General features: G+C 44.5%; 27 protein-coding genes. 5 read left to right on the top strand and 22 right to left on the bottom strand.

Annotated elements, in window-relative coordinates:
* Positions 1–10: 10 nt before the first annotated feature.
* The 21 genes from rpsE to ACFFLE_RS05510 form a co-directional block, all read right to left on the bottom strand.
* Entirely contained in the window at positions 11–511 is a 501-nt protein-coding gene (gene rpsE, locus ACFFLE_RS05610; RefSeq protein ID WP_344701562.1) for a 30S ribosomal protein S5, read from the bottom strand.
* Positions 512–532: 21 nt separating this feature from the next.
* Positions 533–895 (bottom strand): 50S ribosomal protein L18, encoded by a 363-nt coding sequence (gene rplR / locus ACFFLE_RS05605; RefSeq protein WP_380570160.1) that lies wholly within the window; start codon positions 893–895, stop codon positions 533–535.
* A gap of 21 nt (positions 896–916) precedes the next feature.
* Positions 917–1453, bottom strand: a complete 537-nt coding sequence (rplF, locus tag ACFFLE_RS05600; protein ID WP_380570159.1) for a 50S ribosomal protein L6 — start codon at positions 1451–1453, stop codon at positions 917–919.
* 24 nt (positions 1454–1477) lie between these two features.
* Positions 1478–1876: a 30S ribosomal protein S8 gene (rpsH, locus tag ACFFLE_RS05595; protein WP_344701567.1), complete on the bottom strand. Its 399-nt coding sequence runs from the start codon at positions 1874–1876 to the stop codon at positions 1478–1480.
* A 30-nt stretch (positions 1877–1906) separates the two neighbouring features.
* A complete protein-coding gene (locus tag ACFFLE_RS05590; protein ID WP_344701569.1) occupies positions 1907–2092 on the bottom strand; it encodes a type Z 30S ribosomal protein S14 in 186 nt (61 codons plus the stop codon).
* A 19-nt stretch (positions 2093–2111) separates the two neighbouring features.
* On the bottom strand, positions 2112–2651 hold the full coding sequence (gene rplE / locus ACFFLE_RS05585) for a 50S ribosomal protein L5 (protein ID WP_380570158.1): 540 nt from the start codon (positions 2649–2651) through the stop codon (positions 2112–2114).
* A 23-nt stretch (positions 2652–2674) separates the two neighbouring features.
* Positions 2675–3010, bottom strand: coding sequence for a 50S ribosomal protein L24 (gene rplX / locus ACFFLE_RS05580; RefSeq protein ID WP_380570157.1), 336 nt, complete (start codon positions 3008–3010; stop codon positions 2675–2677).
* A 31-nt stretch (positions 3011–3041) separates the two neighbouring features.
* Positions 3042–3410 (bottom strand): 50S ribosomal protein L14, encoded by a 369-nt coding sequence (rplN, locus tag ACFFLE_RS05575; RefSeq protein WP_344701575.1) that lies wholly within the window; start codon positions 3408–3410, stop codon positions 3042–3044.
* Between the two features lie 29 nt (positions 3411–3439).
* Positions 3440–3703, bottom strand: a complete 264-nt coding sequence (gene rpsQ, locus ACFFLE_RS05570; protein ID WP_380570156.1) for a 30S ribosomal protein S17 — start codon at positions 3701–3703, stop codon at positions 3440–3442.
* Between the two features lie 21 nt (positions 3704–3724).
* On the bottom strand, positions 3725–3934 hold the full coding sequence (gene rpmC, locus ACFFLE_RS05565; RefSeq protein WP_344701579.1) for a 50S ribosomal protein L29: 210 nt from the start codon (positions 3932–3934) through the stop codon (positions 3725–3727).
* A complete protein-coding gene (rplP, locus tag ACFFLE_RS05560; RefSeq protein ID WP_344701581.1) occupies positions 3924–4358 on the bottom strand; it encodes a 50S ribosomal protein L16 in 435 nt (144 codons plus the stop codon). Before rplP ends, rpmC begins: the two co-directional genes overlap by 11 nt.
* A gap of 15 nt (positions 4359–4373) precedes the next feature.
* On the bottom strand, positions 4374–5018 hold the full coding sequence (rpsC, locus tag ACFFLE_RS05555) for a 30S ribosomal protein S3 (RefSeq protein WP_344701583.1): 645 nt from the start codon (positions 5016–5018) through the stop codon (positions 4374–4376).
* Positions 5019–5039: 21 nt separating this feature from the next.
* Positions 5040–5426: a 50S ribosomal protein L22 gene (gene rplV, locus ACFFLE_RS05550; protein ID WP_344701585.1), complete on the bottom strand. Its 387-nt coding sequence runs from the start codon at positions 5424–5426 to the stop codon at positions 5040–5042.
* Between the two features lie 33 nt (positions 5427–5459).
* Positions 5460–5738 carry a 30S ribosomal protein S19 gene (rpsS, locus tag ACFFLE_RS05545; RefSeq protein WP_380570155.1) on the bottom strand — a complete coding sequence of 93 codons (279 nt, stop codon included), beginning with the start codon at positions 5736–5738 and terminating at the stop codon, positions 5460–5462.
* A gap of 58 nt (positions 5739–5796) precedes the next feature.
* Complete coding sequence (gene rplB / locus ACFFLE_RS05540; protein WP_380570154.1) at positions 5797–6630, bottom strand: 50S ribosomal protein L2; 834 nt, start codon at positions 6628–6630, stop codon at positions 5797–5799.
* A 30-nt stretch (positions 6631–6660) separates the two neighbouring features.
* Positions 6661–6933 (bottom strand): 50S ribosomal protein L23, encoded by a 273-nt coding sequence (gene rplW, locus ACFFLE_RS05535; protein WP_344701591.1) that lies wholly within the window; start codon positions 6931–6933, stop codon positions 6661–6663.
* The gene (gene rplD / locus ACFFLE_RS05530) at positions 6933–7556 is read right to left on the bottom strand and encodes a 50S ribosomal protein L4 (RefSeq protein ID WP_380570153.1); all 624 of its coding nucleotides are present in this window, start codon (positions 7554–7556) and stop codon (positions 6933–6935) included. The genes rplW and rplD overlap by 1 nt, the downstream gene beginning before the upstream one ends.
* A 30-nt stretch (positions 7557–7586) precedes the next feature.
* Positions 7587–8249, bottom strand: coding sequence for a 50S ribosomal protein L3 (gene rplC / locus ACFFLE_RS05525; RefSeq protein WP_380570152.1), 663 nt, complete (start codon positions 8247–8249; stop codon positions 7587–7589).
* A gap of 25 nt (positions 8250–8274) precedes the next feature.
* Positions 8275–8583 (bottom strand): 30S ribosomal protein S10, encoded by a 309-nt coding sequence (rpsJ, locus tag ACFFLE_RS05520; RefSeq protein ID WP_344701597.1) that lies wholly within the window; start codon positions 8581–8583, stop codon positions 8275–8277.
* A gap of 312 nt (positions 8584–8895) precedes the next feature.
* The gene (locus ACFFLE_RS05515; RefSeq protein WP_380570151.1) at positions 8896–10230 is read right to left on the bottom strand and encodes an NCS2 family permease; all 1335 of its coding nucleotides are present in this window, start codon (positions 10228–10230) and stop codon (positions 8896–8898) included.
* Between the two features lie 33 nt (positions 10231–10263).
* Complete coding sequence (locus ACFFLE_RS05510) at positions 10264–10902, bottom strand: YczE/YyaS/YitT family protein (RefSeq protein WP_380570150.1); 639 nt, start codon at positions 10900–10902, stop codon at positions 10264–10266.
* Between the two features lie 148 nt (positions 10903–11050).
* On the opposite strand from ACFFLE_RS05510, the gene ACFFLE_RS05505 reads away from it, so the two are divergent.
* A complete protein-coding gene (locus tag ACFFLE_RS05505; protein ID WP_380570149.1) occupies positions 11051–11725 on the top strand; it encodes a PepSY domain-containing protein in 675 nt (224 codons plus the stop codon).
* A 34-nt stretch (positions 11726–11759) separates the two neighbouring features.
* Here the strand turns inward: ACFFLE_RS05505 and ACFFLE_RS05500 are convergent, their stop codons facing one another.
* On the bottom strand, positions 11760–12440 hold the full coding sequence (locus ACFFLE_RS05500) for a phosphotransferase (RefSeq protein ID WP_380570148.1): 681 nt from the start codon (positions 12438–12440) through the stop codon (positions 11760–11762).
* 120 nt (positions 12441–12560) lie between these two features.
* On the opposite strand from ACFFLE_RS05500, the gene ACFFLE_RS05495 reads away from it, so the two are divergent.
* Genes ACFFLE_RS05495 through ACFFLE_RS05480 form a run of 4 tightly spaced genes read left to right on the top strand, consistent with a single transcriptional unit; the run spans position 12561 to position 14506 of the window.
* Entirely contained in the window at positions 12561–12737 is a 177-nt protein-coding gene (locus ACFFLE_RS05495) for an SE1832 family protein (protein ID WP_380570147.1), read from the top strand.
* A 12-nt stretch (positions 12738–12749) separates the two neighbouring features.
* Positions 12750–13901, top strand: a complete 1152-nt coding sequence (locus ACFFLE_RS05490) for an MFS transporter (RefSeq protein ID WP_380570146.1) — start codon at positions 12750–12752, stop codon at positions 13899–13901.
* Positions 13898–14212 carry a membrane stabilizing protein MspA gene (mspA, locus tag ACFFLE_RS05485; protein WP_380570145.1) on the top strand — a complete coding sequence of 105 codons (315 nt, stop codon included), beginning with the start codon at positions 13898–13900 and terminating at the stop codon, positions 14210–14212. Before ACFFLE_RS05490 ends, mspA begins: the two co-directional genes overlap by 4 nt.
* A gap of 18 nt (positions 14213–14230) precedes the next feature.
* The gene (locus ACFFLE_RS05480; protein ID WP_344701612.1) at positions 14231–14506 is read left to right on the top strand and encodes a hypothetical protein; all 276 of its coding nucleotides are present in this window, start codon (positions 14231–14233) and stop codon (positions 14504–14506) included.
* Positions 14507–14525 lie beyond the last annotated feature (19 nt).

Genomic DNA, 14525 nt, shown 5'->3' with positions numbered 1-14525 from the left:
AAATCCCTCCTTAATTTTGTAACTCTTCTACAGATTTACCACGCAATTTAGCAACTTCTTCTGCACTTTTAAGTTCAGAGAGTCCAGTCATAGTCGCGCGGACAACGTTAATTGGAGTATTCGCACCAAGCGACTTGCTTAGTATATCAGTTACACCCGCAAGTTCCAATACCGCACGAACCGGACCACCGGCGATAACTCCTGTACCTGGCGCAGCTGGCTTCATCAATACATTACCTGAGCTGAACCTGCCGATCACTTCATGAGGCAGCGTACCGTCTACGAGCGGTACTTCGATGAGGTCTTTCTTCGCTGCTTCGATCGCTTTTTTGATAGCTTCAGGCACCTCTTGTGCTTTGCCTGTACCAAAGCCAACACGTCCCTTTTTGTCCCCTACAACAACAAGTGCAGAGAAACGGAAACGACGTCCACCTTTTACGACTTTAGCGATACGGTTGATTGTAACAACACGTTCTTCGAACTCTTGTACTTTTTCTTCTCTACGAGCCATAAGTGTGATTCCCTCCTTCGATTAGAATTGTAGACCATTTTCGCGGGCTGCTTCTGCTAGTGCTTGCACACGTCCGTGATACAGATAGCCTCCACGGTCAAATACTACGCTTTTAATATCTTTGTCTTTAGCACGGTTCGCAATCAAAGCTCCCACTTCTGCTGCAGCTTCCTTGTTGGATCCAACTTCACCTTTGAAATCTGGATCTTGTGTGGAAGCACTTGCAAGAGTAGTCTGCTGATTGTCGTCAATCAACTGAGCATAGATATGCTTGTTCGAGCGATAGACGTTCAGACGCGGTCTTTCTGCAGTACCGGAAAGTCTGCTGCGCACGCGTTCGTGTCTTTTTTGACGGACTTTATTTTTATCGATCCTTGCGATCATTAATGTTCACTCCCCACTTAGTTATTTACCAGTTTTTCCTTCTTTTTGACGAACCAGTTCGCCTTTATAACGGATACCTTTGCCCTTATATGGCTCTGGTGGACGTACAGCACGGATCTTAGAAGCAAGTGCTCCAACAGATTCTTTGTTGATGCCTTCAACTTTAACATTCGTGTTGCCTTCCACTGTAATGGTAAGGTCCTCAGAAGGTTCGAATTCAACCGGGTGAGAAAGCCCAACACTCAGTACGAGTTTGTTACCTTGCATCTGCGCACGGTAACCAACACCTACAAGTTCGAGTTCCTTAGTAAATCCTTGCGATACGCCAACGATCATATTGTTGATAAGCGCACGCGTTGTACCATGATTCGTACGGTTTTCTTTAGAATCATTTGGCCTGACGACCTGAAGTGTATTATCTTCAAGCTCATAAGTCATTTTTTCATTGAAAGTATTGACAAGTTCCCCTTTAGGGCCCTTTACGCTGACTGTATTGTCATTGATTTCGACTGTTACGTCGCTAGGAATTTCAATAATACGTTTACCTACACGGCTCATTTCTTTGCACCTCCTGTTAATTCATTACCAAACGTATGCGAGTACTTCCCCGCCGATATTTCTTTTGCGTGCTTCTTTATCAGTAAGTACGCCTTCTGAAGTAGAGATGAGTGCGATTCCAAGTCCGTTAAGAACTTTAGGAAGCTCTTCTCTTCTTGCATATACTCTAAGTCCTGGTTTGGAAATACGTTTCAAACCAGTGATGACTTTTTCATTTTTGCTGCCGTACTTGAGGAATACACGGATGACGCCTTGTTTGTCATCTTCAATGTATTCAACATTTTTAACAAAACCTTCTGTTTTCAGAATCTCTGCAATTTCCTTTTTGATGTTGGATGCAGGGATTTCTAGTGAATCGTGTCTCACCATGTTCGCATTTCTGATGCGAGTTAGCATATCTGCAATTGGATCTGAGAGTGTCATTACTAGTTGCCTCCTTTCAATTTATGGCGCTTACCAACTTGCTTTTTTAACGCCAGGGATCTGACCTTTGTAAGCAAGTTCACGGAAACATATACGGCAGAGCTTGAACTTGCGGTAGACTGAGTGTGGACGCCCGCAACGCTCGCAGCGTGTATATTCGCGTACTTTAAACTTTTGTTCTTTTTTCTGTTTAGCTATCATTGATTTTTTAGCCACAATTTTGCCTCCTTATAGCTTACTTTTGAAATGGCATTCCGAACTGAGTGAGCAGCTCACGGGCTTCTTCGTCTGTGTTCGCTGTCGTAACAACAACAATATCCATACCTCTTACTTTGGAGACTTTGTCATAGTCGATTTCAGGGAAGATCAACTGCTCTTTTATGCCGAGTGTATAGTTGCCGCGGCCATCGAATGCTTTCTTGGAAATACCTCTGAAGTCCCTGACACGTGGTAGAGATACTGAAATCAGCTTATCCAGGAAATCATACATCCTATCGCCACGGAGAGTGACTTTGGCACCGATAGGCATACCTTCACGAAGCCTGAACGTTGCGATGGATTTTTTAGCTTTTGTAATTACTGGCTTCTGTCCTGTGATCGCCGTCAATTCTTCTACTGCCGTATCGAGTACTTTAGCGTTTTGAACAGCATCACCAACTCCCATGTTGACTACGATCTTTTCGATTCTCGGAGCTTGCATAACAGATGTGTAGTTAAATTTATTCACTAGTTCGTTTTTGATTTGATCATTGTATCTTTCTTTAAGGCGTATCATTAATATGGACCTCCTTCCACTGCTTAGTTATTTTTTTCGTATGCTGCTTTAGGGATTTCTTTACCTGATTTTACTGCTACTCTGACTTTAGAACCGTCCTCTTTTACTTCTTGACGGACACGAGTGCGTTCGCCTGATTCAGGGTCAACGTGCATGACGTTGGAAACATGGATGGCCGCCTCAGTTTCAAGGATGCCGCCTTCAGGGTTCATCTGGGAAGGCTTCTGATGTTTCTTCATCATATTGACGCCTTCGACGATTACACGGTTTTTTGCAGGGATCGCTTTTAGGACCGTGCCTTCTTTACCTTTATCTTTACCGCTGATTACAACGACTTTATCTCCAGATCTTACGTGCATGGGAATCGCACCTCCTTAATTTAAATGTAGATTAAAGTACTTCTGGTGCCAGTGAGATTATCTTCATGAAGTTGCCTTCACGCAGTTCACGAGCAACGGGACCGAAGATACGCGTACCTCTTGGACCTTTATCATCACGGATGATTACGCATGCGTTCTCATCAAATTTGATATAGGAACCATCTTCACGACGTACACCGGATTTGGTTCTAACGATTACAGCCCTTACTACTTCACCTTTTTTAACAACGCCACCAGGTGTTGCATTTTTTACAGTTGCAACGATGACATCGCCAATGTTTGCTGTCTTACGGCCTGTTCCACCTAAGACTTTGATAGTCAGCACTTCACGTGCGCCTGAGTTATCTGCCACTTTCAAGCGGGATTCCTGTTGGATCATGCGAATAGACCTCCTTTATCTTCGATTGTTTAGACGATAACTGCTTCTTCCACGATTTCCACTAGACGGAAACGCTTAGTTGCAGACAATGGGCGAGTTTCTTCGATTCTTACGATATCGCCAGTCTTAGCAGTGTTATTTTCATCATGAGCTTTATATTTTTTGGAATATTTGACACGTTTACCAATGATCGGGTGTCTTTTCTGAGTTTCTACGACTACAGTGATGGTCTTATCCATTTTGTCGGATACGACGCGGCCCTGGTAAACTTTACGTTCTGTTTTACTTTCCACTATGTGAGCCTCCCTCTATTATTATTGGTTCGCTTTAGCTTCGCTGAGCTCTCTCTCGCGGATAGTTGTTTTCATTCTTGCGATAGCTTTTCTAACCTCTTTGATACGAGCAGTGTTCTCTAGCTGACCAGTAGCTAGTTGAAAGCGTAGGTTGAAGAGTTCTTCCTTAAGGTCTTTGACGTTATTTTCAATTTCTGAAGTTGTCAGTTCGCGGATTTCATTAGCTTTCATTCGTATCACCACCTAATTCTTCACGTTTAACGATTTTAGTCTTTACAGGAAGTTTGTGGCTTGCAAGGCGAAGTGCTTCTCTCGCTACTTCTTCTGGCACACCTGAAACTTCAAACATTACGCGGCCAGGTTTAACGACTGCCATCCATCCTTCGACAGCACCTTTACCTGAACCCATACGTACTTCCAATGGCTTCTTTGTATATGGTGTATGCGGGAAAATATTGATCCATACTTTACCGCCACGTTTCATATAGCGTGTCATGGCGATACGGGAAGCTTCAATCTGTCTGGAAGTTACCCATGCTGTTGTTGTTGCCTGTAGGCCATATTCACCAAAACTTACTTCTGTTCCGCCTTTAGCACGTCCTTTTGTGTCCGGACGATGTTGACGACGGTATTTCACTTTTTTAGGTAATAGCATTGTTATTTTCCTCCCTTACTTTTTGTCATTCTTGACAGGAAGAACTTCTCCACGGTAGATCCATACTTTAACACCGAGTTTACCGTATGTTGTATCAGCCTCTTCATGTGCATAATCTATATCTGCACGGAGAGTGTGAAGTGGAACTGTTCCTTCGCTGTAGCCTTCTGAACGTGCAATGTCAGCGCCGCCGAGACGCCCTGAAACTTGCGTTTTAATGCCTTTAGCTCCAGCTCTTATCGCTCTTTGCAGCACTTGTTTTTGTGCCCTACGGAAAGATACACGGTTTTCAAGCTGACGTGCGATGTTTTCTGCAACAAGCTTTGCATCCATATCAATTTTCTTGATTTCTACAACGTTGATGTGGATTTTCTTGCCTGTGAGGTTCGTCAACGCTGTGCGGAGCTTATCTATTTCACTACCGCCTTTACCGATGACCATACCTGGCTTGCCGGTATGAAGTGCGATGTTCACACGATTAGCCGCTCGTTCGATTTCCACTTTGGAAATGGCTGCGTCTTTAAGGTTTTTTTCGATATATTCACGAATTTTAAGATCTTCATGCAAAAGGTCTGCGAAATCTTTCTCTGCGTACCACTTCGCTTCCCAATCACGGATGACTCCTGTACGAAGTCCAATAGGATTTATCTTCTGACCCAAATTAATTCCCTCCTTGTGGTTTTATGCGTTTTCTTCTGTTTCAGCTTCTTCAGTCGTTTCCTGTACTGCTTCTTCTGCAACTTCTGAAACAACTATAGTGATGTGGCTCGTGTGCTTGTTGATTTTAGTCGCACGGCCTTGTGCACGCGGGCGGAATCGTTTCAATGTCGGCCCTTCATCAGCATAAGCTTCTGAGATGAACAGGTTTTCGACGTCCATGTCGTAGTTGTGCTCAGCATTGGCTACAGCTGAATGAACCAGTTTTTCAACTACCGGCGATGTTCTTTTGTTTGTGAGTTTAAGAATTGCGATGGCTTCTCCAACTTCCTTGCCGCGAATCAGGTCCAGGACCATTCTCGCTTTACGAGGAGCAATTCTTATAGTTTTAGCAACTGCTTTCGCTTGCATCTTTCGTTCCTCCTTTATTCCGTCTTATCACTTTTATCTTCTTGTTTTCTTATCGTCAGTTCCATGGCCTTTGAAAGTTCTTGTCGGAGCGAATTCTCCAAGCTTATGACCGACCATATCCTCTGTGACATAAACCGGTACATGCTTACGGCCGTCGTATACAGCAATAGTATGTCCGATGAAGTTAGGGAATACCGTGGAACGGCGTGACCAAGTTTTAATTACACTTTTTTTGTTGCCTTCGTTGAGTGCTTCCACCTTTTTCATGAGGTGATCATCAACAAAAGGTCCTTTTTTAAGACTGCGTGCCATTTTGGCGCCTCCTTCCAATAATGCGTGCGGATATTTTATCCGCACACTATGGTTTCATTTATTTCTTCTTGCGTCCTCTTACGATCAGCTTGTCAGAACGGTTTTTGCCTCTACGCGTCTTCTTGCCAAGGGTAGGTTTACCCCAAGGAGACATAGGTGACGGCATACCGATTGGGGCACGTCCTTCACCACCACCGTGCGGGTGATCGTTAGGGTTCATAACAGAACCACGAACTGTAGGGCGTTTCTTCTTCCATCTGGAACGACCTGCTTTACCGATATTGATCAATTCGTGCTGCTCGTTGCCGACAGCACCGATTGTTGCACGGCATGTTGAAAGAATCATACGCACTTCACCAGAACGCAGTTTAACCAGTACATACTTACCTTCTTTACCAAGTACTTGAGCTCTTGCGCCTGCAGATCTGACCAACTGGCCGCCTCTGCCTGGCTTAAGTTCAATATTATGGATTGTAGTACCGACAGGGATGTCTGTAAGCGCCATTGCGTTACCTACTTTGATGTCGGCTTCAGGTCCACTCATCACTTCTTGGCCAACCTGCACACCCTTAGGAGCCAGGATGTAGCTTTTCTCGCCATCAGCATAGATGACAAGTGCTATGTTGGCTGAACGGTTCGGGTCATACTCTATTTGAGTGATGCGCGCAGGCACGCCATCTTTGATGCGTTTGAAGTCGATTGTTCTATATTGACGCTTGTGTCCGCCACCTCTATGACGCACTGTAATCTTACCTTGGTTATTACGTCCCGCTTTTTTCGGAAGCGGCTGTAACAATGACCGTTCCGGTGTCGTTGATGTGATTTCTGCGAAGTCGGAACCAGTCATATTACGACGAGCATTGGTGGTCGGCTTATATTTTTTAATCGCCATCTCGTTTTACCTCCTTATTGGTAACAGCTCTTAGAATATATCAATAGAGCCTTCTTTTAGTGTTACGATCGCTTTTCTTCTTTTCTTAGTATAGCCGCTGTAACGTCCCATACGTTTTTTCTTCGGCTTATAATTCATTATGTTGACTTTGCTGACTTTTACATCAAAAATGTTTTCTACTGCATGTTTGACTTGTGTCTTGTTAGCTTTCACATCTACATCAAAAGTGTATTTGTCAAATGACATCAAGTCAGCAGAACGCTCAGTGATGACTGGGCGTTTAATGATATCGCGTGCATCCATTACAGAAGCACCTCCTCTGCTTTTTTGATAGCACCTTCTGTGAAGATGACACGATCTGCAGAAAGAATGTCAAGCACATTGAGCTCTTCTGGCGTCAACAGTGTGACACCTTGCAGATTGCGGGTTGAAAGTTCGATATTGACATCTTCTGCTTCAAGAACAAGAAGTGCTTTCCTATCCGCTTTGAGGTTGTTGAGAATCGCAAGGAAATCTTTTGTTTTAGGTGCATCAATAGTCAAGTTATCGACTACTGTGACTGCCTCTTCATTCGCTTTTGCGGAAAGTGCAGAGCGCAATGCAAGACGACGCATCTTCTTAGGCATTTTGTAGGAATAACTTCTTGGAGTCGGTCCGAAAACGACTCCGCCTCCACGATAGTGCGGCGCACGAATCGTACCTTGTCTGGCGTTACCGGTACCTTTTTGCCTGAATGGTTTCTTACCGCCACCACGTACTGCTGCGCGATTCTTGACGGAATGCGTGCCGCGTCTCAGTGATGCACGTTGCAGGTTTACAGCTTCAAACAGCACATGCTGGTTCGGTTCGATGCCGAAGATGTCCTGATTGAGTTCTATAGAGTTAACTTTCGTTCCTTCTTTAGTCAATACATCTATGTTTGCCATGTGTTAAATCCTCCCTTCCTGAATTACTATTTATTTAACACCTTTTTTGATTGCTGTTACGACTTTTACATAGCCTTTACGTGGACCAGGTACATTACCTTTTATCAATAGAACATTACGTTCTGCGTCCACTTTTACGATTTCAAGATTCTGTAGGGTGACAGTTTCGCCGCCCATGCGTCCAGGCAATTCTTTGCCTTTAAATACGCGGGATGGGTCAGAGGCTTGTCCCATTGAACCAGAGCTTCTGTGGAAACGGGAACCGTGTGACATTGGTCCGCGGCTTTGGTTATGGCGTTTGATTGAGCCTTGGAAACCTTTACCTTTGGATGTTGCCGTCACGTCCACTGCGTCTCCTGCTTCAAATGTATCTACAGTGACTTCTTGACCTACCTCGAATTCATCTGCTGCGAGATTTTTGAATTCGCGTACGAAGCGCTTAGGAGCTTTGCCGGATGCTTTGGCATGGCCGGTTTCTGCTTTGTTTGCATATTTTTTGGTTCTTGCACCTTCAAAATATTCACGCTTGTCGTCAAAACCGATTTGTACAGCGTTGTACCCATCAGTTTCTTCCGTTTTCTTCTGCAGTACTATGTTTCCTGCTGCTTCAACTACTGTTACAGGAATCAACTCTCCGTTTTCTCCGAAAACTTGAGTCATTCCTACTTTTTTACCTAAGATTCCTTTGGTCATCGAAAGTCGCACCTCCTACTATAATTTATAATTTAATTTCGATGTCTACACCTGATGGCAGATTGAGTCCCATGAGGGCATCTACTGTTTTCGGTGTAGGGTTGACGATGTCTATAAGGCGCTTGTGTGTGCGCTGCTCGAATTGCTCACGGGAATCCTTGTACTTGTGCACCGCGCGGATAACCGTGTAAACAGCCTTTTCTGTAGGGAGTGGGATAGGACCCGATACATCCGCACCAGAACGTTTTGCTGTTTCTACAATCTTCTCTGCCGACTGATCCAACACTCTGTGATCGTAAGCTTTCAAACGAATACGAATTTTTTGCTTTGCCATTATTTAACCTCCTTTTGGTCGTCATCATTGTGTGATAGACTTCTCCACGAAAATTCTCTTACACGCAGCCATGGCAATGCGGCCTGGCGTGTCAGTAACCTCTCGCTTCATCGATTCGAAAAACACGCGCCCACTGTAGTTGTGGCGTTTGTCTTTCAGCATGGGTGGTTGCCACCCATTTCAGTCCAACGCTAGATATATTACACGAAAAAAGCGAAAAAATCAAGGGTTACCTCGAGATTCTTTCACTATTTTCACTTGATCATGATCAAGATGTATAATATTACATCATTTTTCCGTGGTTTTCAATGGTTATTCCGTCATGAATATGAAGTATAGAATGAACACCACAAACAACCCATACATTATAGGATGGATCTCCTTTCTCCGCCCTGCCATAATCATTGTAATCGGGTAGAATACGAAACCGATCGCAATACCCGTTGCAATACTATAGGTCAATGGCATCATGAACATAGTCAGGAAAGCAGGTACCGCGACTTCAAACTGATCCCACCTCACCTTAGACAGATTGGAGACCATGAGCGCTCCTACGATGATCAGGGCTGGGGCCGTCACTTCTGAAGTGAATGTCACTATAAGAGGCGATAGGAAAATTGCAGATAAGAAAAGAAAACCAGTCACGACACTCGCAAAACCAGTTCTTGCACCTGCTGCCACCCCAGCTGTCGACTCGATATATGAAGTCGTAGTAGAAGTACCGAAGATTGCACCTGCTATTGTAGCAATCGAATCGGAAAGCAGTGCACGTCCTCCACGCGGCAGTTTGTTGTCCTTGATCATATTCGCCTGACTTGCTACACCTACCAATGTGCCCGCCGTATCAAAAAAGTCTACAAATAGGAATGTCAGGACCACAATCAGAAACTGTACATTAAAAATATCCGCCGGATTCGAAAATGCTTCGAATGCTGCACCAAAAGTCGGCGCCATGCTTGGCACAGGTCCAAAGACACTTTCAGGTCTCGGTACAAGCCCAAGGACGAGTCCTGCCACGGCCGTCAGTATCATACCGAAGAATATCGCACCCGGGACGCGTTTTGCCATGAGCACTGCTGTAAGGAAGAGACCGCCTACCGCCAAAAGTACTTTAGGGTCATGCAGTGTACCCAATCCCACAAGTGTCGCTTCATTCATCACTATAATACCGGCGCCTTGAAGTCCCACAAAGGTAATGAAGAAGCCTATACCTGCACTGACTGCCATCTTCATCTCCATAGGGATTGAGTTAATGACATATTCCCTCAACCCACTAATCGTCAGCAAGGCAAAAATCACACCTGAGAAGAGGACACCTGTCAGCGCGGTCTGCCATGGTATACCCATCGTCAGAACCACCGTAAATGCGAAGAATGCGTTAAGCCCCATGCCAGGTGCTAATGCAATCGGATACCTTGCATATAATCCCATGATGAGACAGCCGATGAAAGCTGCGAGTGCAGTGGCCACAAATACTGCGTTCATATCCATGCCCATGGAATCAGGTATCCCCTCTATCCCCTGAAGTGACAATACAGATGGGTTGACGGCTAGTATGTATGCCATCGAAAGGAATGTGGTCAATCCTCCGATGATTTCGCTGCGGTAAGTCGTGCCATGCCCTTCAAAGTCAAAAAACTTTTTCATAATCTACTCCATTCATTTGTCATATTATAAAAACTAGATCACTTTAATGATGTTCTTATCTTCAGCGCCCAAAAACAGTACCAGTAGACGACGCGTTAAAGGTAGCCACGCTTCTATTAATTTACCAAGCCCAAATACAATCACAAGGGTGCCTATGAATACCGGGCCACCCAATAGATAGCCCCCTACCGCTGCACTGAATTCCATGATATTTCGGGCAACGGAAATTTTTAAGCCAAATTTTTCGACCATTAGAAGCATCAGTGAATCACGCGGCCCGGCACCGAGATTTGGGGTGATGTAGAATGCCACACCAAATGACATTACTAAAAGACCGATGGAAAAGACGATTGTATGTTGCGTCCAACCTTCAAAATTCGGCAGCAGCCAATTGAAGAGGTCGATGAAAATGCCGATGGAGAGCATATTGACGTAGACTCCGAGACGAGGCCATTCACGCGTCATCACCGCAGTGAATATGACAATTACTGCACCGACTATAATGGACCAGCTTCCGATTGTGAGGCCGAATGTCTGCCACAATCCATAATGGAAAACATCCCATGACCCAAGCCCCAAGAGATGACCCTTGATTGTCAGCGTAACACCTAAGGCCAAAATGACAAGACCCATCATATAAAATATCCAGCGTTTCATTATATTGGTTTTCACAGGGCACCTCCATACCTATTATTATCTAAACTAGTGTACGCCCGGCCACAAAAAATTGCAATATGCTTTACAGACCCTATTAATAGTTTTAACATTGGCTGGTACGGGAATATGATACTAAATGTTTTATGGGAGGCGAAGCAATCTTATGAACAGACGATACAAGTTAGCAAGTTTACTCCTCGCGACGTCACTTATAGTCGGGGCATGCAGTGATGACTCCGAAAGTGAGAATGCGGAAACCACAACAGAAGAAAGTACAGCAAACGAAACGACAGAAGAAACTACGACAGAAGAGAGAACAGATGAAAGTTCCAGCAGTAATAAGGCTACTACTGAAAGTAGCTCGGCGAGCGGAACTACGGACGAATCCTCCGGCACCACCAGCAATACCATATCTCCTGAGGAAATAAAACATAGTGCGGATGAAGCGGTACAGACGGCATCTGATAATTTCGAAGGGGAGTTGAAAAGTCTAGAGTTCGAAAAAGAAAATGATGCGTGGGTCTACAAAGTAGAATTTGAGAATGAAAGCGAAGAATACGAAGCGCACATCTCAGCTGATGACCTTTCCGTAATTAATGAAGAAAACGAAAAAGACAGCGACTTCGATACGGATGAACATTTCAATTACCAAGATGCCATCCCAGCAGAAGACGCCATCCAGACCGCAATGGACGAGAAAGATGGCAAGCTGGAAGGATGGAGTCTAGATAAGGATGATGGTCAGCTGGAATACGAGGTAGAACTGAAGAAAGACAGCAACAGTCATGATGTTAAAATCAATGCAGAAAATGGAGAAGTCCTGAAAACCGATGATTAATCAAATAAAGATGCCCGGGTTGCACCGGGCATCTTTATTTGTTGACTATAAGTTTTTCAAACTGCTCGAACTTTCCCTTTTCAACCTGATCCTTTATGCGGTACCCCTCGTAGAAACTCTCTACATAACCCTCACCCAACTTTTCTTCTATATCCAAAGCCATCGACACAATGTCATAGTAACGGTCACGTATACCAATCCCGACCATATCAACGCTTCCGGTAATATAGTTCTCATTGACGATCACATTGGATAATCTAAAATCACCATGGCTGAAAACCGGGTCCTCATCCAATAGTCCATTCCTATGGTCAAATGGGCACTCTTCAACCTTTTGCTTATGGAAAAAACTCAAATATCTTCCAATCTGCTTAAGGGTCTCAGCTGTCGTCTTCTCGTCCTGATGCTTCAGGAATGCCTGGGCATCTACGCCCGGTAGGGCGAGATAGAACATATAAGCCCCTGCTTCCTCATATAAGGTGACCGGCTTTGGCACGCCATTCACATTATTGATGTCCATCCAAAGGAGTCTTTTGTATTCACGCCTTGTTTTCCTGATATCATTTAAATATGATTTCGCAATCAACGGCTCTTGGGGCTGATACATATTGGGCGGGTCCTCTCCTCCATAACTCAGCAAGTGCACTTCTGCATCAGAATCGCCTTTCAGCTGTTCCCAATCATAATATTCTTCGTATATTTCAAATGTATGCATCAATGTCCCTCCATTCCCTCCCATTTTACTTCAATCATCCTTCAGATGTCATCAGTGTTTCCCCTAATATGCAATATGTTATGATAAGATACAACTATAATTTCAAGGGGGGTGAGCACAATGGATCTAGAGTATAAATTGAGAGAATTGAAAAATGAATATGTGCGTATCCAAGGTGATTTGGAAAAACTCGAATCTACTGGAAACAGTACATCCAAAATGGACGAAAGGCTTGCTCAGATAGAAACAGAAATTGCTGAGACGAAAAAAGAGGTCAGAGAACAAAGTAATAAATAGGAAGTGCAGACTATGAAAAAAATGATTCTATTCATTATGATCATACAATTCTTGATCTACTTTGGTTTTAGTATGGTCATACCCGTCATACCTGAGTTGGTGGACACGCTTGAAGTCTCTACTCTCCATATGGGCGGACTGCTTGCTGTGTATTCAATAGCCAGTTTTATATCCGCCCCGTTTTTTGGAAGGCTCAGCGATAGGCATGGCCGTCGTGCCATCTTGCTGTATGGCCTTCTGGCCTTCAGTTTCAGCTTCCTTCTTTTCGGCATGTTCATCGATGTATTATGGATTCTATACATAAGCCGGGTAATAGGGGGAGCCGCTTCTGGGGCACTCTACACTGCAACGACCAGTATGGTTGCAGACTTGACGACCAGGGAGGAACGCACCCGCTTCATGGGCTTGATAGGAATGTCAATCGGGCTCGGATTCATCTTCGGTCCAGGTGTAGGTGGCCTCTTGGCGGAAATCAGCCTGAGTCTTGCCTATTATATGACTGCTGCTGTAATCATAGGGGCACTACTCTTCAGCATGTTTAAAATTGAAGAGACCTATCAGCCGGGTGCATCTTCAAGAGAGGAAATTACTGTTGCCAGCGAGTACTTCCTGAAACCTGTCGGCATTCTTCTGATCTCCACATTCTTCATCATGTTCACCATGAGCGGGATGGAGAGCACTTTCCAGCTATTGGGTATAGACCGGATAAATATCACCCCCGCTGAGATGGGACTTCTTTTTGTCATCGGTGGAATATTCAATGCAGGCATTCAAGGTGGTGTCATCAGCCGATTGAAAGATGGCCAGGAGTATCCGATGATGCTGCTTGGCCAAGTTATGACCATCATCGCTTTCGTTTTGCTGCCGTTCATGTCGAGCCTGCTGTTTGCTGGATTCTGCATTGTGCTCCTCATGACAGGAAATGCCTTAGTAAAGACGCTCCTGACTTCACAGATCACCAAGGAGGCACGTCGAGCGGAGATGGGACGCATTACAGCGACCACATATTCGTTAGATAGTCTTGGGAGGATTTTTGGTCCCCTGGCCTTTAATATACTATTCCTTATGACTCCTGGGCTGCCCTTCTGGTTCGGCGCCATAACTACTGTATTATCGACATACTTTATATTCCAATACTTTAGAAAGAGGAGGAAAGTTGTATGATTCTAGCAGTCCTCATGCTCCTCATGTACCTTGTAGTCGGTGCCATGACCATCCTATATCAAAGAAGTATGCTATTCGATGTTTTCCGCATCATTGCAGGAGTGGCGTTCCTCCTAATGATCACCACTCTCGCCCTAGCAATACCCAACCCAGATGGTTACTTGATTTTTGCGCTTGCGCTCAGCCTCTTCATCTCTGTGGAGATAACTAGCTACAAGGAATACAAGGGCGATCGTAACCGGTTATTTCTCATTCACGCGTTCACACTCATGATTTCTGCAGTACTTATACTCATGTTGCTGACAGCGTAACAGGAAAGAGGTGTTTTGATGAGACGTGTCATCCTCATTCTTCTCATTCTCATGCAAGCGATGTTCTTCATAAATTATATCGTCAACAACGGTGTCATCTTCTTCAGCATCTATATCTGGGCACTGCTTAGTATAATCTCATTCATTTCATCCTGGCGCGCTGTCGTTGCCGAACCAAACCTATATGAGAACAGAAGCATACATCTTTCGTTGTCTCTCACACTTCTCATAATGTCCTTGATGTCACTGATATTCGTTGCGCTTATTGCAGCGACGAGGCCGTATTTCCTATAGAATATAAAAGCTGCCCTTT

It is taken from the genome of Salinicoccus siamensis (assembly GCF_042429615.1).
Taxonomy (GTDB): domain Bacteria; phylum Bacillota; class Bacilli; order Staphylococcales; family Salinicoccaceae; genus Salinicoccus; species Salinicoccus siamensis.
The sequence above is the reverse complement of the archived record's forward strand: the minus strand, read 5'-3'. Positions and strand labels throughout refer to the sequence as shown.